Source organism: Bradyrhizobium sp. SOJA106 (assembly GCF_059448745.1).
In genome coordinates, this window is record NZ_CM182549.1 from 987,948 (window position 1) to 1,005,936 (window position 17,989).

Annotated in this window: 16 protein-coding genes; 9 read left to right on the forward strand and 7 right to left on the reverse strand. The window is 64.0% G+C overall.

Features of this window, described 5'->3' with window-relative positions; translation table 11 throughout:
* Positions 1-9: 9 nt before the first annotated feature.
* Positions 10-867 carry a prephenate dehydratase gene (locus tag AC5V87_RS04600; protein ID WP_456841143.1) on the reverse strand — a complete coding sequence of 286 codons (858 nt, stop codon included), beginning with the start codon at positions 865-867 and terminating at the stop codon, positions 10-12.
* A 21-nt stretch (positions 868-888) separates the two neighbouring features.
* Complete coding sequence (locus AC5V87_RS04605; RefSeq protein WP_495370144.1) at positions 889-1,629, reverse strand: 3-deoxy-manno-octulosonate cytidylyltransferase; 741 nt, start codon at positions 1,627-1,629, stop codon at positions 889-891.
* Positions 1,630-1,864: 235 nt separating this feature from the next.
* Between AC5V87_RS04605 and AC5V87_RS04610 the strand changes: the two genes are divergently transcribed.
* From AC5V87_RS04610 to AC5V87_RS04635, 6 genes are all read left to right on the forward strand, one after another.
* On the forward strand, positions 1,865-2,422 hold the full coding sequence (locus tag AC5V87_RS04610) for a c-type cytochrome (RefSeq protein ID WP_456841141.1): 558 nt from the start codon (positions 1,865-1,867) through the stop codon (positions 2,420-2,422).
* Between the two features lie 212 nt (positions 2,423-2,634).
* A complete protein-coding gene (locus AC5V87_RS04615) occupies positions 2,635-4,527 on the forward strand; it encodes an extracellular solute-binding protein (RefSeq protein ID WP_495370145.1) in 1,893 nt (630 codons plus the stop codon).
* 14 nt (positions 4,528-4,541) lie between these two features.
* Positions 4,542-6,416, forward strand: coding sequence for an extracellular solute-binding protein (locus AC5V87_RS04620; protein WP_495370146.1), 1,875 nt, complete (start codon positions 4,542-4,544; stop codon positions 6,414-6,416).
* Between the two features lie 2 nt (positions 6,417-6,418).
* On the forward strand, positions 6,419-7,528 hold the full coding sequence (locus tag AC5V87_RS04625; protein WP_456841138.1) for a microcin C ABC transporter permease YejB: 1,110 nt from the start codon (positions 6,419-6,421) through the stop codon (positions 7,526-7,528).
* The gene (locus AC5V87_RS04630; RefSeq protein WP_495370147.1) at positions 7,528-8,706 is read left to right on the forward strand and encodes an ABC transporter permease; all 1,179 of its coding nucleotides are present in this window, start codon (positions 7,528-7,530) and stop codon (positions 8,704-8,706) included. The genes AC5V87_RS04625 and AC5V87_RS04630 overlap by 1 nt, the downstream gene beginning before the upstream one ends.
* Before the next feature lie 4 nt (positions 8,707-8,710).
* Positions 8,711-10,348 carry an ABC transporter ATP-binding protein gene (locus tag AC5V87_RS04635; protein ID WP_495370148.1) on the forward strand — a complete coding sequence of 546 codons (1,638 nt, stop codon included), beginning with the start codon at positions 8,711-8,713 and terminating at the stop codon, positions 10,346-10,348.
* Positions 10,349-10,473: 125 nt separating this feature from the next.
* Here AC5V87_RS04635 and AC5V87_RS04640 read toward each other — a convergent pair whose 3' ends face one another.
* Positions 10,474-11,316, reverse strand: coding sequence for a C40 family peptidase (locus AC5V87_RS04640; protein ID WP_495370149.1), 843 nt, complete (start codon positions 11,314-11,316; stop codon positions 10,474-10,476).
* Positions 11,309-12,682, reverse strand: a complete 1,374-nt coding sequence (locus AC5V87_RS04645; RefSeq protein WP_456841134.1) for a leucyl aminopeptidase family protein — start codon at positions 12,680-12,682, stop codon at positions 11,309-11,311. The genes AC5V87_RS04640 and AC5V87_RS04645 overlap by 8 nt, the downstream gene beginning before the upstream one ends.
* A 197-nt stretch (positions 12,683-12,879) precedes the next feature.
* On the opposite strand from AC5V87_RS04645, the gene AC5V87_RS04650 reads away from it, so the two are divergent.
* From AC5V87_RS04650 to AC5V87_RS04660, 3 genes are all read left to right on the forward strand, one after another.
* Positions 12,880-13,083 carry a hypothetical protein gene (locus tag AC5V87_RS04650; protein ID WP_456843469.1) on the forward strand — a complete coding sequence of 68 codons (204 nt, stop codon included), beginning with the start codon at positions 12,880-12,882 and terminating at the stop codon, positions 13,081-13,083.
* A gap of 352 nt (positions 13,084-13,435) precedes the next feature.
* The gene (locus tag AC5V87_RS04655) at positions 13,436-13,573 is read left to right on the forward strand and encodes a hypothetical protein (protein WP_495370150.1); all 138 of its coding nucleotides are present in this window, start codon (positions 13,436-13,438) and stop codon (positions 13,571-13,573) included.
* A 94-nt stretch (positions 13,574-13,667) separates the two neighbouring features.
* The gene (locus AC5V87_RS04660) at positions 13,668-14,480 is read left to right on the forward strand and encodes a tetratricopeptide repeat protein (protein WP_456841132.1); all 813 of its coding nucleotides are present in this window, start codon (positions 13,668-13,670) and stop codon (positions 14,478-14,480) included.
* Positions 14,481-14,539: 59 nt separating this feature from the next.
* On the opposite strand, the gene AC5V87_RS04665 is transcribed toward AC5V87_RS04660, so the two are convergent.
* Genes AC5V87_RS04665 through AC5V87_RS04675 form a run of 3 tightly spaced genes read right to left on the reverse strand, consistent with a single transcriptional unit; the run spans position 14,540 to position 17,977 of the window.
* Complete coding sequence (locus tag AC5V87_RS04665) at positions 14,540-15,514, reverse strand: type II secretion system F family protein (protein ID WP_456841131.1); 975 nt, start codon at positions 15,512-15,514, stop codon at positions 14,540-14,542.
* A gap of 9 nt (positions 15,515-15,523) precedes the next feature.
* The gene (locus AC5V87_RS04670) at positions 15,524-16,501 is read right to left on the reverse strand and encodes a type II secretion system F family protein (protein WP_456841130.1); all 978 of its coding nucleotides are present in this window, start codon (positions 16,499-16,501) and stop codon (positions 15,524-15,526) included.
* A gap of 15 nt (positions 16,502-16,516) precedes the next feature.
* Positions 16,517-17,977, reverse strand: coding sequence for a TadA family conjugal transfer-associated ATPase (locus tag AC5V87_RS04675; RefSeq protein ID WP_495370151.1), 1,461 nt, complete (start codon positions 17,975-17,977; stop codon positions 16,517-16,519).
* Positions 17,978-17,989 lie beyond the last annotated feature (12 nt).

Consider the following 17,989-nt stretch of genomic DNA (forward strand, 5'->3'; position numbering starts at 1 on the left):
ACATGCAAATCAATCCTGCGCTTCGCTGAACGTCGCGCGGAACGGATGTCCCGGATAGACGCCGACGATGCGGAATTCGCGCGAGAAGAACTTCAGCTCCTCGATCGCAAACGCCAGGCCCTTGTCGTCGGGGTGGCCGTCGACGTCGGCATAAAACTGCGTGGCGAAGAAATTGCCGTCGACCATATAGCTCTCGAGCTTGGTCATGTTGACGCCGTTGGTGGCGAAGCCGCCGAGCGCCTTGTAGAGCGCTGCGGGCAAATTGCGGACCCGGAATACGAATGTTGTGACCAGCGGGCCCGAGCCCTGCGCCGCCCATTTCGGCTCGCGTGCCAGCATCACGAAGCGCGTGGTGTTGTGCGCCTCGTCCTCGATGTCCTCGGCGAGGATATCGAGGCCGTAGATCTTGGCGGCGAGGCGCGAGGCGATCGCAGCCACCGTCTTGTCGTTGCGCTCGGAGATATCGCGGGCGCTGCCGGCGGTGTCGGCATGCACGATCGGCTTGATGCCGAGCTTGCGGATGATGCGCCGGCACTGGCCGAGCGCGTGCACATGGCTCTCGACGCTCTTGATGTCGTCGAGCTTGGTCCCCTTCACCGCCATCAGCTGATGCCGAACGGGCAGAAACCATTCGCCGATGATGAACAGGCCGGAGGCCGGCAGCAGATGATGGATGTCGGCGACGCGGCCGGCGACGGAGTTCTCGATCGGGATCATGCCGAGATCCGCCTCACCCGAGGAGATCGCCGACAGCGCGTCCTCGAAGGTGGCGCAGGGCATCGGCTCGGCGTCGGGATAGGCCTCGACGATGGCGATGTGGGAATTGGCTCCGGGCTCGCCCTGGAATGCGATCTTCATCTTGCTCATGAGAGGCCTTGTAGCAGCGGCTCAGGATTTGGAAAGGATGCTGCGGGCGGTTTCGAGGTCGGGCGGCGTGTCGACACCGCGGGGCACGCTGTCGACGATCATGATGTCGATGCGCATGCCGGCTTCCACCGCCCGGAGCTGCTCCAGGCTCTCCTGTTTTTCGAGCGGTGACGGCGGTAGCGACACGAATCGCTCCAGCGCGGCGCGGCGATAGGCATAAAGGCCGATGTGGTGGTATCGCGGCCCGTTGCCGTAAGGCGCGGTGGCGCGAGTGAAATAAAGTGCGCGCAACCGCTTCGGCCCGATTGGTGAGCCGATCGCCTTCACGACGCTGGGCGCGAGGTCCTCCTCCTCGGTGTGGATCTGCGAGGCCAGTGTCACGATGTCGACCGCCGGGTCGTCGAAGGGCGGCAGCACCTCGCGGATGGTCTGCGGCGTGATGGTCGGGAAATCGCCCTGGAGATTGATCACGATCTCGGCCGTGCCGTTCGGATCGAGCTTTTGCATGGCCTCGTGGATGCGGTCCGAGCCGGAGGGGTGGGTCGAGCGTGTCATCACGGCCTCGCCGCCATGGGCCGTCACCACCGAGGCGATCTCGTCCGTGTCGGTTGCGACCGCAACCCGGCCGATCCCAGCGGCCTCGGCGCGCCGCAGCACATGCACGACCATCGGCAGGCCCGCGATGTCGGCGAGCGGCTTGCCGGGCAGGCGGGTGGCGGCCATGCGGGCCGGGATCAGCACCAGGATGCGGGGATCGGTCATTGGCTCAAAGGTCTGGGTTCAAGGGCCTGGAAACGGGAGGTTTTCCGCGTCGAGAAATGGAGTGGGGACGGGCTCGAAGCCGGGTCGCTTATACGGGTTGCCAGACCCCGGGCAAACCGATATCTCAATGGCAAAACTCGGGGAAACAACAAGGAACGTTTTGATTCTCCCGAGGCTCGTCCTGGCGGCCGCTTGGGCCGCTGTTTCCTTCTTGCGGTGTGGGGCCTGGCCGGAAATGGACTCGTTTGAACTCAATAAAATCCTCGGTGCCGTGCTCGGGACCTGTCTCGTTCTGCTGGTGACCAGCTTCACCGCCCAGGCACTGTTCTCGCCCAAGATGCCGGAAAAACCGGGCTTCGAGATCGCCGTCAAGGAAGATGCGGGCCACGGCGGCAAGGAAGGTGGCGCGGCCGCCGGATCGTCCGAACCGATCGAAAAGCTGCTCCAGACCGCCTCCGTCGAGAAGGGCGCTGCCGCCGCCAAGAAGTGCGGCGCCTGCCACACCTTCGAGAAGGGCGGCCCGAATCGCGTCGGTCCGAACCTCTATGGCGTCGTCGGCGAAGCTAGAGGTGAGGGCCGCAACGGCTTCAACTTCTCCGCCGCCATGAAGGCCAAGGGAGGCACCTGGACTTTCGAAGACCTCAACAAGTTCATCGCCAATCCGAAGGGCTTCATCCCGGGCACCGCGATGGGCTTTGCCGGTATCCCCAAGGATTCCGAGCGCGCCGACGTCATCGCCTATCTGAACTCGCTGTCGGATCATCCGCAGCCGATCCCGACGGCGTCGAAATAAGGGCGTCAAAAACCTCTTCTGGAACATGCGGCCAGGCTGAAAAGCCTGGCCGTTTCCTTATCCGGGCCTCGCGATGACGTTATCGGGGCGTTTGGCCGCATCCGAGTGGCCGTCCGGCCTTCCAACATGAGGAAAAAGCAACATATTCCGTCGAAACCTCGCCTATATTGGGAACTTAAAGGAGTAGCCTCCTTCAAGACAGGACTATTGATTTGGCCATTACCCGACGCGATCTCCTGCTCACCGGCGCCGCTGCTGCCGCGCTCCCCGTTCTCGGTTCTGTCGCCGGCGTTCCCGCCATCGGCGCGGCCGAGGCGAGTGAGCTACCCTGGCGCCACGCGCTGTCACTGTTCGGAAAGATCAAGTACCCCGCCGACTTCAAGCGTTTCGACTATGTCAATCCGGAAGCGCCAAAAGGCGGGGTCGCGCGTCAGATTGCCGTCGGTACATTCGACAATTTCAACATCGTCGTCTCCGGTGTGAAGGGCCAGGTCGCTGGGGCCGTCGGGTTCATCTATGAATCGCTTCTGACGCCCGCGCTTGACGAGGTCTCGACCGAATACGGTGCGCTCGCTGAGGCCGTCAGCCACCCCGACGATTTCTCCTTCGTTACCTACCGTCTGCGGCCGGAGGCCAAATGGCACGACGGCAAGCCGGTCACCGCGGATGACGTGATCTTCTCGCTCGATTCCTTCAAGAAGCACCACCCGATGTACTCGGCCTATTACAGTCATGTGGTGAAGGCCGAGAAGGTCGGCGAGCGCGAAGTGAGGTTTGTGTTCGACGCGCCGGGCAATCGCGAACTGCCGCAGATCGTCGGGCAGCTCACGGTCTTGCCGAAGCATTGGTGGGAGGGGACCGACGCGCAAGGGCGCAAGCGCGACGTCTCCGCGACCACACTCGAAGTGCCGCTCGGCTCCGGCCCCTACAAGATCAAGGAGTTCGTTGCCGGACGATCGATCGCGCTGGAGCGCGTCAAGGATTATTGGGGGCGCGACCTCCCGGCCAATGTCGGCCGCAACAATTTCGACGAACTGCGCTACGAGTATTTCCGCGACGCCACCGTCGCGATCGAGGCGTTCAAGGCCGATCAGGTCGATTGGCGCACCGAGAACAGCGCGAAGAATTGGGCAACCGCCTACGATTTCCCGGCCGTCGCCGAAAAACGCGTGATCCTCGAGGAGTTCGCCAACCGCAGCTCGGGCGTCATGCAAGCTTTCGTGCCGAACCTGCGCCGCGCCAAGTTCAGCGATCCCCGCGTCCGTCGAGCGCTCAACTACGCGTTCGACTTCGAGGAGATGAACAAGCAGATCTTCTACGGTCAGTACAAGCGCATCACCAGCTATTTCGACGGCATCGACGAACTGATGGCAACCGGCGTGCCGCAAGGAAAGGAGCTCGAGATTCTCGAAACCGTCCGCGGCGAAGTCCCGCCGGAAGTGTTCACCACGGCCTACACCAACCCGGTCGGCGGCAGTCCGGAAGCCGTACGCGATAATCTGCGCGAGGCGCTGCGCCTGTTCAAGGAGGCCGGCTACGAGGTGCGCGACCGCAAGCTGGTCGACGTCAAGACCGGCGCCCAGTTTTCTCTGGAACTGTTGAACCAGGATCCGAGCTTCGAGCGCGTGGCGCTGTTCTACAAGCCGTCGCTGGAACGGCTCGGCATTGCCGTCAGCGTCCGAACGGTCGATCCGACCCAATACGAGAACAGAACACGCGAGTGGGATTTCGATGTCGTCACCAACTCTTGGGGCGAGTCGCAATCTCCGGGCAACGAGCAGCGCGAGTTCTGGTCATCCAAGTCGGCCGACATCGCCGGCTCGCGCAATATCGGCGGCATCAAAAATCCCGCAGTCGACAAGCTGATCGAGCGGCTGATCTACGCCAGAGATCGTGACGATCTCGTCGCGGCAACCAAGGCGCTCGACCGCGTGCTGCTGTGGAATCACTACGTCGTGCCGCAGTGGACCTATACGAAGGTGCGCACCGCGCGATGGGACCGCTTCGGCCGGCCCTCGGAATTGCCCCGATACGGCCAATCCGGCTTCCCGTTCATCTGGTGGTACGACGCAGACAAGGCGGCGCGGATCGCAAAGAAATCGTGAAGGATATCCCCCGCATGGCGCAGCTTTCACGCCGGCAAGTGCTGGCCATAAGTGCCGGCGGTGCACTCAGCGCCGCCTTGTTGCGCGGCGCGGCGGCGTCGGAAGGACCGGCCGAAGTCCACGGCATCTCTGCCTTCGGTGATCTCAAATATTCCGCCGACTTCCATCATTTCGATTACGTCAATCCCGACGCGCCGAAGGGCGGGACGTTCTCGCTCATCCCGTCGGTGCGGTCGTACAACCAGTCCTACCAGACCTTCAACTCGCTCAACGCCTTCATCTTGAAGGGTGATGGTGCGCAAGGCATGGACATGACCTTCGCGCCGCTGATGGTGCGCGCCAATGACGAGCCGGACGCGATGTACGGGCTTGCCGCCAAATCCGTGCAGATCTCGCCGGACAAGCTCACCTATCGCTTCACGATGCGGCCGGAGGCGAAATTCCACGACGGCACCAGGCTCACCGCGCACGATGCGGCGTTTTCGTTGACGGCGCTGAAGACCAAGGGGCATCCGCTGATCATCGTTCAGATGCGCGACATGGTCAGTGCGGAAGCTCTCGACGATGCGACACTTGTCGTCACCTTCGCCAAGGGACGCGCGCGCGACGTGCCGCTCTATGTTGCGGGCCTGCCGATCTTCTCCAAGGCATATTACGCATCCCGCCCGTTCGACGAGTCGTCGCTGGAGATTCCGCTGGGCTCAGGCCCGTATAGGGTCGGCAGGTTCGAGGTCAATCGTTACATCGAGTTCGAACGTGTGAAGGACTGGTGGGCCGCCGATCTGCCGGTTTGCCGCGGCAGCTACAATTTCGATGTCGTGCGGTACGAATTCTATCGCGACCGCGATGTCGCCTTCGAGGGTTTTACCGGCAAGAACTATCTCTACCGCGAGGAATTCACCTCCCGCATCTGGGCGACGCGGTATGACTTTCCGGCCGTGAAGGACGGTCGGGTCAAGATGGAGGTCGTGCCCGATGATACGCCGTCCGGCGCGCAGGGCTGGTTCATCAACACGCGTCGCGAGAAATTCAAAGATCCGCGCGTGCGCGAGGCGCTGATCAATGCCTTCGACTTCGAATGGACCAACAAGACCATCATGTACGGTGCCTATGCCCGCACGCTGTCGCCATTCCAGAATTCTGATCTCATGGCCAGCAATGGGCCCCCGCCGCCGGAAGAGCTGAAGCTGCTGGAGCCGTATCGCGGCCAGGTTCCCGACGATGTATTCGCGGCGCCGTTCACGCCGCCGGTCTCCGACGGCTCCGGGCAGGACCGCAGCCTGCTCCGCAGGGCGCAGCAATTGCTGAACGAGGCCGGCGTGCCGATCAAGGACGGCAAGCGGGTGCTGCCGAACGGCGAGCCGTTCAAGATCGAGTTCCTGCTGGACGAGCCTTCGTTCCAGCCGCACCATGCGCCTTATGTCAAGAATCTCGCAACGCTCGGCATCGAAGCGAGCGTGCGCGTCGTCGATGCCGTGCAGCACAAGGCGCGCCAGGAAGATTTCGACTTCGACATGACGATCCAGCGCTTCAGCATGTCGGCGACACCAGGCGATGCCATGCGCGCGTTCTTCTCCTCCCAGGTCGCGAACACCAAGGGATCATACAATCTCGCAGCAGTCGCGAGCCCGGCGATCGACGCCATGATCGAGAAGATCATGGCCGCCGACAGCCGCGAGGAGTTGACCGTCGCCTGCCGCGCTTTCGATCGCCTGTTCCGGGCCGGCCGCTATTGGGTCCCGCAGTGGTACAATAAGACGCACCGGCTGGCCTATTGGGACCAGTTCGGTCATCCGCAGAAACTGCCGCGTTACGCCAACGGCGTCGGCGCCCCCGACATCTGGTGGTATGATGGTGGCAAGGCGGCCAGGCTCGAGCAGGCGAAATAGTCATGAGCGCTTATATCGCCCGCCGCATCCTCTTGATGATCCCGACGCTGCTCGGAATACTCTTCGTCTCCTTCGTCGTGGTGCAGTTCGCGCCGGGCGGCCCGGTCGAGCGCGTCATTGCACAACTCTCCGGTGCCGACACCGGTGGCAGCTCCCGCATTTCGGGCGGCGGCGATTTTGCGCAGCGTGCGCCGGGACAAATCGGCGCAGGTGGCGATGCCATCAACTCGAAATATCGCGGCGCGCAGGGGCTCGATCCTGATTTCATCAAGAAGCTGGAAGTGCAGTTCGGTTTCGACAAGCCGGCGCCGGAACGCTTCGCCTTGATGGTGTGGAACTTCGCCCGCTTCGATTTCGGCAAGAGCTATTTCCGCGACGTCAGCGTGCTTCAGCTCATCAAGGAGAAGCTGCCGGTCTCGATCTCGCTTGGCCTCTGGCTGACCCTTCTGACCTATCTGATCTCGATCCCGCTCGGCATTCGCAAGGCAGTGAACGACGGCGCGCGGTTCGACACCTGGACGTCGACCGTGCTCGTCCTTGGCTATGCCATTCCCGGCTTCTTGTTCGCGATCTTGCTGATCATCCTGTTTGCCGGTGGCTCGTTCTTCAACTGGTTTCCGCTGCGCGGGTTGACGTCGGACGGCTGGTCGCAATTTCCCTGGTACTGGAAGATCATCGATTATTTCTGGCATCTGACGCTGCCACTGATCGCCATGGGGCTGGGTGCTTTCACCACGATGACGTTCCTGACCAAGAACTCGTTCCTGGACGAGATCCGCAAGCAATACGTCATGACCGCGCGTGCCAAGGGCTGCAGTGAGAACCGGGTGCTCTACGGCCATGTCTTCCGCAACGCCATGTTGATCGTGATCGCCGGCTTTCCCGGAACCTTCATCCACGCCTTCTTTTCAGGCTCGCTCCTGATCGAGACCATCTTCTCGCTCGACGGGCTCGGACTGCTCAGCTTCGAGAGCGTGCTCAACCGCGACTATCCCGTGGTGTTCGGCACGCTCTACATCTTTTCGCTGGTCGGACTTGTGATCAACCTGATCTCCGATCTGACCTATATGTGGATCGACCCCCGGATCGATTTCGAGGCGCGGGAGGTCTGATGACAATCACCGCGCCGACGCCGATCGAGACCACAGCGAAGTCGCCGCTCGGCGATGTCGTTCCGATCACGCGCAAGCCGTTCGCGCCTTCGCCGCTCAACCGGCGGCGGTGGCAGAACTTCAAGGCCAACCGGCGCGGCTATTGGTCGTTCTGGATATTCATTACGCTGTTCGTGATCTCGCTGTTCGCCGAGCTGATCGCCAACGATCGGCCCTTCCTGATCAAGTTCGACGGCCGTCTGTATTGGCCAGCCTTCGTGACTTATTCGGAAACCACCTTCGGCGGTGATTTCGAGACGGCCGCCGACTACCGCGACCCCTATTTGCAGAAGCTGATCAAGGATAAGGGCGGCGTCATCGTCTGGCCGCTGATCCGTTATTCGTACGATACCCACAATCTCGATCTGCCGACGCCGGCGCCGTCGCCGCCGACCTGGATGCTGACGGAAGCGCAATGCAAGCCGGTGGTCGAGAAGAAAGGTCTGAAGAGCTGCCGCGACCTCGAATACAACTGGCTCGGCACCGACGATCAGGGCCGTGACGTGGTGGCGCGGCTGATCTACGGCTTCCGCATCTCCGTGCTGTTCGGCCTTTGCCTCACCATCGTCTCATCCGTCATCGGCATCGCCGCCGGCGCGGTGCAGGGTTATTTCGGCGGCTGGGTCGATCTCATCTTCCAGCGCTTCATCGAGATCTGGACGGCGATACCGTCGCTCTATCTTCTCCTGATCCTGTCCTCGGTCCTCGTGCCCGGCTTCTTCGTGCTGCTCGGTATCCTGCTGCTGTTTTCCTGGGTTTCTCTGGTCGGACTCGTGCGGGCTGAGTTCCTGCGCGGACGCAACTTCGAATACATCCAGGCGGCGCGGGCGCTCGGCGTCTCCAACCCGGTCATCATGTTCCGCCATTTGCTGCCGAACGCGATGGTCGCGACCATGACGTTCCTGCCGTTCATCGTCTCCTCGTCGGTGATGACATTGACGGCGCTGGACTTCCTGGGCTTCGGTCTGCCACCGGGATCGCCCTCGCTCGGCGAATTGCTCTCGCAAGCCAAGGCCAACGTGCAGGCGCCGTGGCTCGGCTTCTCCGGCTTCTTCTCGGTCGCGATCATGCTGTCGCTCTTGATCTTCATCGGCGAAGCGGTGCGCGACGCCTTCGATCCGCGCAAGACGTTCAGGTAAGGCCATGGACGCAATCAACCAGCCCCTGCTCAGCGTGCGCGACCTCTCGGTGGCCTTCCATCAGGGCGGCGCCACCACGCTCGCGGTCGACAAGGTCTCGTTCCAGATCAAGCGCGGCGAATGCGTCGCGCTGGTCGGCGAATCCGGCTCCGGCAAGTCCGTCAGCGCGCTCTCGATCCTGAAGCTCTTGCCCTATCCGAATGCCTCGCATCCCTCGGGCAGCATCCGCTTCAAGGGGCAGGAGCTGATCGACCAGAGCGAGCAGCAGATGCGGGAGATTCGCGGCAGCGACATCTCCATCATCTTTCAAGAGCCGATGACCTCCCTCAATCCGCTGCACACGATCGAGGCGCAGATCGGCGAGATCATCCAGCTGCACAATCCGACCAGCAATTCAGAGGCGCGCCGGCGGACGCTGGAATTGCTGACGCAGGTCGGCATCCCCGAACCGGAAACACGTCTGAAGAGCTATCCGCACCAGCTCTCCGGCGGCCAGCGCCAGCGCGTCATGATCGCGATGGCGCTTGCCAACGAGCCGGACCTGTTGATCGCGGACGAGCCGACCACGGCGCTCGACGTCACCGTACAGGCGCAGATCCTGGCGCTGCTCGCCGAGATCCGCGCGCGGCTCGGCATGAGCCTGCTCTTCATCACCCACGACCTCGGCATCGTGCGCCGCATCGCCGACATCGTCTGCGTCATGAAGGGCGGCGTGATCGTCGAGCAGGGGCCGGTCGAGCAGGTCTTCAAGTCCCCGAAGCATCCCTACACCCGCGACCTGCTCGCGGCCGAGCCGAAGCCCGATCCGGCTCCCCCGCAGCCGGATGCGCCGGTGGTGATGTCCGCCGACGATCTCAAGGTCTGGTTTCCGGTCAAGCGCGGCCTGATGCGCAAGACGGTCGGTCACATCAAGGCGGTCGACGGCGTCAGCGTTGCCGTGCGCAAGGGCGAGACACTCGGCGTCGTCGGCGAATCCGGCTCGGGCAAGACCACGCTCGGGCTCGCCTTGCTCCGACTGATCTCCTCGAACGGGCGCATCGTCTTTCTCGGCAACGACATTCAGGGCCTGCGCTTCAAGGAGATGCGTCCGTTCCGGCGCGACATGCAGATCGTGTTCCAGGATCCGTTCGGCTCGCTCAGCCCGCGCATGTCCGTCGCCGACATCATCGCCGAGGGCCTGTCCGTGCACCAGCCGAAGCTGTCGCGCGAGGAGCGCGAGGCGCGCGTCGTCAAGGCGCTGGAGGATGTCGGGCTGAAGCCGGAGACGCGCAACCGCTATCCGCACGAATTCTCTGGCGGCCAGCGTCAGCGGATCAGCATCGCGCGCGCGGTGGTGCTGGAGCCGGATTTCGTCGTGCTCGACGAGCCGACCAGCGCGCTCGACATGCTGATCCAGGCGCAGATGGTCGATCTGTTGCGCGAGCTTCAGCGCAGGCGCGAGCTCACCTACATGTTCATCTCGCACGATCTGCGCGTTGTCGCCTCGCTCGCCAGCCACCTCATCGTGATGCGCGGCGGCAAGGTGGTCGAGGAAGGCCAGGCCCCGGAGCTATTCAAGAACCCGAAGACCGATTACACGCGCGCGCTGTTTGCGGCGGCGTTCCGGCTGGAGACGGCCGGGAACGGGGCGGCGGCGACTTGATCTCGTCATTCCGGGGCGTGCGATAGCGCGAACCCGGAATCCAGAGATTGAGGCGAGTTTCCCAGATGCGCAATTGCGCACTATAGTTCAGGCGCTGCGCGCGTGCCCCGGAATGACAAGGACAATCAGAGGCGCTTGATCGCGACGACGTCGCTGCCCGCGTGCTTGATCCGCGCAATCGCCGGCGCGATCGGCTCGATCACCGTCGCCATGTGATACGCGTTGGCGTGGACCATGGTGGTGCTGTCGCGAACGATGGCGACGTGCCCTTTCCAGAAGATCAGGTCGCCGCGCAGCAGGCCGCGTCGCTCGTGCGGCTCCAGCGCGCGGCCGAGGCCCGCCAGTTGCATGTCACTGTCGCGCGGGCAGCCGATGCCGGCTGATGTCAGCGAGACCTGCACGAGCCCCGAGCAATCGATGCCAAGACTGCTCTTGCCGCCCCAGAGATAGGGCGTGCCGACAAACCGCTCGGCCACCGTGACGAAATCAGGCTCGTGATGATCGAACGGGGCGAGATGCGTCGTCGGCAAAAATGTCCCGTCATGTGCCACGGCAAAGCTGCCGTCCTCGCGCACAATCGCGAGCTTCGATCCCAACACGAGCGTGCCCGATGGCGGCAGCTTGATGGAGGGGCCGGGGAAAGCCAGCGTTCGCAGCGCGCTGACCACGTGGGTCGGGGCGGCCGATGGCTTGCCCAGCGCCGCGTCCGGCAGCCAGCCGACATAGCCGTCGCCAATGAGCTGGCCCCAGGCCCAGCCCTCGCCGTTGCGATCGTAAACCGTGACGCGCTCGCCGCGCAGCGCTTCGGTCATCAGCATTGCGCCGGATGACGGCTGCTCGCGCACAGGCGCGACCGGATCGACCACCTCGAATTCTTCGCCGGTGACGAAGCGCTGCGCCTCAACCTTGCCTTCGAGATATTTCGCGGCGAGATCGCCCCGCGCCGGCGTCAATCGCGGATCATGCATAGCGCTCGCTCAGCACCTTGTAGATGGCGCGCGCGGCCTGGCATTCGCCGCCCTCGGGCCGCGCGGGCTTCGCCGAGGGCGTCCAGCCGTAGATATCGACGTGCAGCCAGCTCTTGGCGTGCTCGACGAAGCGTTGCAGGAACAGCGCGCACGTGATCGAGCCGGCAAAGCCGCCGGATGGAGCGTTGGTGATGGTGGCGGTCTTGGAATCCAGCCACGCATCATAAGGCGGCCACAGCGGCATGCGCCACAACGGATCGTTCTCCCTGACCGCGCAACGCGAGACGTCGGCGGCGAGCGTCTCATCATTGGTGTAAAAGGGCGGTAAATCCGGCCCCAGTGCAACGCGCGCCGCGCCGGTCAGCGTGCCCAGGTCGATCAGCAGGTCCGGCTTCTCCTCGTCGGCCAGCGCCAGCGCGTCGGCGAGCACGAGCCGGCCTTCCGCGTCGGTGTTGCCGATCTCCACTGTGATACCCTTGCGCGAGGTGAAGATGTCGAGCGGACGGAAGGCGTTGCCGGCGACGGCGTTCTCCACCGCCGGGATCAGCACGCGCAACCGCACCTTCAGCTTGGCGTCCATCACCATGCGCGCCAGCGCCAGCACGTTGGCGGCACCGCCCATGTCCTTCTTCATGATCAGCATGCCGCTCGACGGCTTCAGATCGAGCCCGCCGGTGTCGAAGCAGACGCCCTTGCCGACTAGCGTCACTTTCGGATGTGAGGGATCGCCCCAGCCGATGTCGATCAGCCGCGGGGCGCGGGTGGAGGCCATCCCGACGGCGTGGATCAGCGGAAAATCCTTCTCCAGATCCTCGCCGATCGTGCAGGCAAAGCTTGCACCGAACTCGCTGGCAAGACCTTGCGCGGCTGCAGCGAGCTCCTCAGGCCCCATGTCGTTGGAGGGCGTGTTGATGAGGTCGCGCGCCAGCATCGCGGCATCCGCGATGCGGGTGATCTCGGCGGCATCGACACCGTCAGGCGGCACCAGCCGGACGTCGGGGCGATCGGCTTTGCGATAGCGCGCGAAGCGGTAGCATCCCAGCGCAAAAGCGAGCGCCGCCAAACGTGCATCGTGCGGTGCATTGGCAAAACGATAGGTGCCCGGCGGCAGTAGGCCGGGCAGGGCGCCCGGCCGGAACAGGTCGCGCGATCGTGCGCCCTCGTCCTCGAGACCGAACAGCACCTGTGCGATCGCGCCGTCAGGCGCCGGCAACGCCAGATAACCGCCGGGCTTGGCGGCATAAGCGCTCGCCGTGGCGAACTGGCGCTGCGCCGGCGGCAAGCTTTCGCGCGCGGCATCCCAGCTTGATTTGGTGACGAAGGTGATCGGGATAGCAGTGGACGATGTCTCGAAGACAGAAGGCATTGGCGGGTCCGGATCAGCAGATCATGCGAAGGCACGAGACTTCGCAGAGTTTTGCCGTGGCCGCAATCGGCTTTCATGTCACCGTTCAGCGAGCCGCTACTCGCCGCAAGGGGGCCATGCTAGGTTCCGGAAAGCGGCCGTCCGCTGTGCCGGGGTTGCCAGCGGCCGAGTACGAAAGCCTGCCGGGAGGACGTGTGATGGAAGTTGTGTGGAGCGTGGTCACATTCATCGGCCAGGCCGTCGAAGCCATCTTTGGCTATGTCGAGCATCATCACTGGATCTTCGCGTTCCTTGCCGGCGGTTACGTCTTTTATCTCCACGACCGCTCCGTCCACGCGCGGTTCGATGCGCTCGACAAGCGCATCGACGAGATCCGCAAGCGCCTCGCCATCGAATATTGATCGGGACGCACGAAAATTCCGTCGGGCAGCTCTCGTATCTCGTGCTGAGAACTGCCGTTCACGGTCGCGCAGCCGCAGAGCTTTATTAGCGCGGCGGTTGTGGCATTATCGTCGAGCATTTTAGATTGTGTCGCGCATTTCTGCACGTATCGAGCGTAAGCGCGCAGCGGCAGGCGTTATCCAAGATCGGGGCGGAAGCATGAGCTCGAGGCGCTGGTAGCGGTGACGCAGCTGCTGCAGCGGCTGATCGCGCAATGCGCCGCGGTGCTCGGCATCGACGACGATCGGCTCGATGAGCTCCGCGCCAGGCGTCTGGGTCCATCGCGACGATCTTCAGCGCGAATTGCCGAGGATGCCGCGCACGGACATCGATGTCGCCGCGGAGGCGCGGCAGAGGATTGAATTGCTGCGAGATATGAACGAACAGGTGAAGCAGCTTGATCTCGATCTGGACTTCGGCGGCGAAGCGCCGCCGCAGATGCCGCCGTGAGGGGCAGCGAGGCTGACGTTAACCGGCCGTTAGGGTTAACAGTCTATTGCTGACCGCGTTCGGCTCGATCAATCGGCTCGAGAGTCAAAGCGTCATGCGTCAACGGTTCAGTCCTGCCCGGCTTCTCGCGTCTGCCTCGCTCGTGGCGATGGTGGCGACCGGCCTCGGCGGCTGCACGGCAATGTCAAAGCTCTCCGACGTCACCGGCTCAATCGGGTCGAAGGCGGAAGCCGCGCCGGCAGATCCCGCGCGTGCCGTCGAGGTCTATGGCGAGCGCTATCGCGCCAATCCCAAGGACCCCGACGCCGCCCTCGGCTATGGTCAGGCCTTGCGCGCCAACGGCCAGCGCGCCCAGGCCGCTGCCGTGCTGGAACAGGCGACCATCGCCAACCCCGGCAACAAGGCGCTGCTCGCCCAGTACGGCCGCGCGCTCGCCGACAACGGCAATTTCCAGCAGGCTTTCGACGTGCTGTCGAAGGCGCATTCGCCCGACAATCCCGACTGGCGCCTGCTCTCGGTGCAGGGCACCGCGCTCGATCAGATGGGCCGCCACGAGGAGGCGCGCTCCTACTACGCGAGCGCGTTGAAGATCGCGCCGGGCGATCCCGGCGTGCTCTCCAATCTCGGTCTGTCCTACATGCTGTCGAAGGATTTGCCCAAGGCCGAGGAGGCGCTGCGACAGGCCTATGCCTCGCCGCGCGCAAGCAGCCGGGTACGGCAGAACCTCGGCCTGGTCGTCGGTCTCCAGGGCCGTTTCACCGAGGCTGAGACCATCGTGAAGGCGGACCTGCCGCCGGACCAGGCCGCGGCCAACGTCGCCTATCTGAAGGATATGCTGAGCCGCAGCGAGACTCCACGCGGTGCGCCGAAGCGCACGCCGGTCGCTGCGCTCAGCCAGGCTGACTGATCAAACCGGATCTTGCAATGTGAACCTGATATGCGGGCGGCGCGCGGCCCGCACTGGCATCAATGCAGCTCGGAGATCTTGATGCCGGTCGGTCCGAGGATGACCACGAACAGCACCGGCAGGAAGAACAGGATCATCGGCACCGTCAGTTTCGGCGGTAGCGCGGCAGCCTTCTTCTCTGCCTCGTTCATGCGCATGTCGCGGTTTTCCTGCGCCATGACGCGCAGCGAATGGCCGAGCGGGGTGCCGTAGCGCTCCGCCTGCTGAAGCGCGAGACAGACCGACTTGACGCCCTCGAGCCCGGTGCGCCGCGCCAGGTTCTCATAGGCGGCCTTGCGATCCTGCAAATAGGACAGCTCGGCCGTGGTCAAGGTGAACTCCTCCGACAACGCGATCGACTGGCCGACGATCTCGGTGGCGACTTTGCGGAACGCCATTTCGACCGACATGCCGGATTCGATGCAGATCAGCAGCAGGTCGAGCGCGTCGGGAAAGGCGCGCTTGATCGAGAGTTGACGCTTGGAGATCGCGTTCCTGAGGAACAGCATCGGCGCCTGGAGGCCGAGATAGGCCGCGCCGATGCAGATGCCGATCTTGATCGGCATCGCCTGCTCCATGCGCGCGATCACGAAGACGTAGATCACCGAGCCGACGAACAGCACGATCGGGGCGACCATGCGCGCGAACAGGAAAGTGACGTAGGGAGCCTGGCCGCGATAGCCTGCCATGATGAGCTTGTCGCGCGCGGCTTCCTGCGCGAGCCATTTGGTGAGGTTGAAGTCTTCGACGACCTTGGAGACGATCTGCTTCGGCGTCTGGCGCAGCGAGACCTTTTCGTTCTTGTTGAGGCGGTCGCGCTCGCGCTGCCGGATGCGTTCGCGCTCGCTCGCCACCGCCTTCATGCGCTTGGAGAGCCCCTCGCCGGCGAACAGCGGCATCACCAGCGTATACACGGTAGCGCTGGCGGCGATGGCCGCCAGCAGCATGGTCATGAAATGCGCGTCATGCAGTTTCGTAACGAGGAACTCGACCATGGGGCACCGTCAGAAGTCGAAATTGATCATCTTCTTCATCACCATGATGCCGATCGACATCCAGATGACGCAGCCGACCAGCATCAGCTGGCCGGTCGGATGAGTCCAAAGCAGGGAGATGTATTGCGGCGTCGTGAGATAGACGAGGAACATCACGATCGGCGGCAGCGAGCCGATGATGCCGGCAGAGGCCTTGGCTTCCATCGACATCGCCTGGATCTTCTCCTTCATCTTCTTGCGGTCGCGCAGCACCTTGGACAGGTTGCCGAGCGCTTCGGAGAGGTTTCCGCCCGACTTCTGCTGGATCGACACCACGATGCCGAAGAAATTGGCTTCCGGCAGCGGCATGCGCTCGTACAGCCGCGAGCAGGCCTCGCCGAGCGGCATGCCGATCGCCTGCGTCTCGATGATGGCGAGGAACTCGCTGCGCAGCGGCTCCGGCGAGTCGGCGGCGACGACCTTGATTGATTCGAACAGCGGCAGGCCCGCCTTGATGCCGCGCACGATGACGTCGACCGCATCGGGCAGCGCCGCCAGGAATTTGGTTTCGCGACGCTTCTTCAGGAAGCCGAGCGCCCAGCGCGGCAGGCCGAAGCCGGCGGCAAAGGCGAAGCCGCCGGCGCCGAGCAGACCACCGCCGCCGAACAGAACGACAGCGAAGCACACGCCCGCCACGACGGCGGACACGACCCAGAATTTCTGCGGCGTCCAGTCGAGCCCCGCCTGCGACAGGCGAACGCTAAGCGGGGCGCTCTTCTCCTGGAGGCGCCGGGCCTCGAGATCCTTGAGCGTGGTCTCGACCTGCTCGCGGCGCGAGCGTTGCGTTTTCTCGGCCTGGCGCGCGGTCGGCGCCTCGGCGCGCGCGATCGAGGCGCGGCGGCTTTCGGCCTTCCGTTCCCCCGACAGCAGCGGATAGAGGAAGACCCAGGCGATGCCGCCGACGGCGGCGGTGGCGAGGAAGGCCAGGGCGAGGACCTGCATATTCATGGCGCGCTGACCTGCTTACGTCTTCGGCGCCACTTCCGCAGCGTCGAGCGCCGCGGCAAGGCGCTTCTCGTCGCCATAATAGCGGGCTCGCTCCCAGAATTTCGGACGGCCGATGCCGGTCGAGCGGTGCCGGCCGATGATCTTGCCGTTGGCGTCCTCGCCGATCATGTCGTAGAGGAAGATGTCCTGGGTGATGATGGTGTCGCCTTCCATGCCCATCACCTCGGTGATGTGGGTGATGCGGCGCGAGCCGTCGCGCAGACGCGCGGCCTGGATGATGACGTCGATCGAGGCGCAGATCATCTCGCGAATGGTTCGCGAGGGAAGCGAAAAGCCGCCCATCGTGATCATGGATTCGCAGCGCGACAGCGCCTCGCGCGGGTTGTTGGCGTGCAGCGTGCCCATCGAACCGTCATGGCCCGTGTTCATGGCCTGGAGCAGGTCGAACGCCTCGGGTCCGCGGACCTCGCCGACGATGATGCGTTCGGGGCGCATACGCAGGCAGTTGCGCACCAGTTCGCGCATGGTGACCTGGCCCTCGCCCTCGATGTTGGGCGGCCGGGTCTCCAGCCGAACCACGTGCGGCTGCTGGAGCTGGAGCTCGGCGGCGTCCTCGCACGTGATGACGCGCTCGTCGTGCTCGATATAGTTGGTGAGGCAGTTGAGCAGCGTGGTTTTGCCCGAGCCGGTACCGCCGGAGATCAGTACGTTGCAGCGGCAGCGTCCGATGATCTGGAGGATCTCGGCGCCCTCGGGCGTGATCGCGCCGAACTTGACCAGCTGATCCAGCGTCAGCTTGTCCTTCCTGAATTTGCGGATGGTGAGCGCGGGGCCGTCGATCGACAGCGGCGGCACGATGGCGTTGACGCGGGAGCCGTCGGCGAGGCGCGCGTCGCAGATCGGCGAGGATTCGTCGACGCGCCGGCCGACCTGGCTGACGATGCGCTGGCAGATGTTGAGGAGCTGTTGGTTGTCGCGGAAGCGGATGCCGGTGCGCTGGATCTTGCCGCCGACCTCGATGTAGACGGTGTTGGCGCCATTGACCATGATGTCGGCGATGTCGTCGCGTGACAGCAGGGGCTCGAGCGGGCCGTAGCCGAGCACGTCGTTGCAGATATCGTCGAGCAGCTCTTCCTGCTCGGCGATCGACATCACGATGTTCTTGATCGCGATGATCTCGTTGACGATGTCGCGGATTTCCTCGCGCGCCGATTCGGAATCCAGCTTGGCGAGCTGCGCGAGGTCGATGGCCTCGATCAGCGCGCCGAAGATGGTGGCCTTGACCTCGTAATAATTGTCCGAGCGGCGGGATTCCATCGCCGGCGCGGGCTTTGCCGGAGCAAGCGGCGGCGAGGCGACGGCCGGCGGGGGCGGCGCGCGCGACACGGCGGGCGCCGGAGCCTGGGCAGGCTCGGACACGGCGCCGGGCTTGGGGGCCCGAAGGTCGGTGTCTGTTCCGCTACGCTTACCGAACACTTAACAACTCCA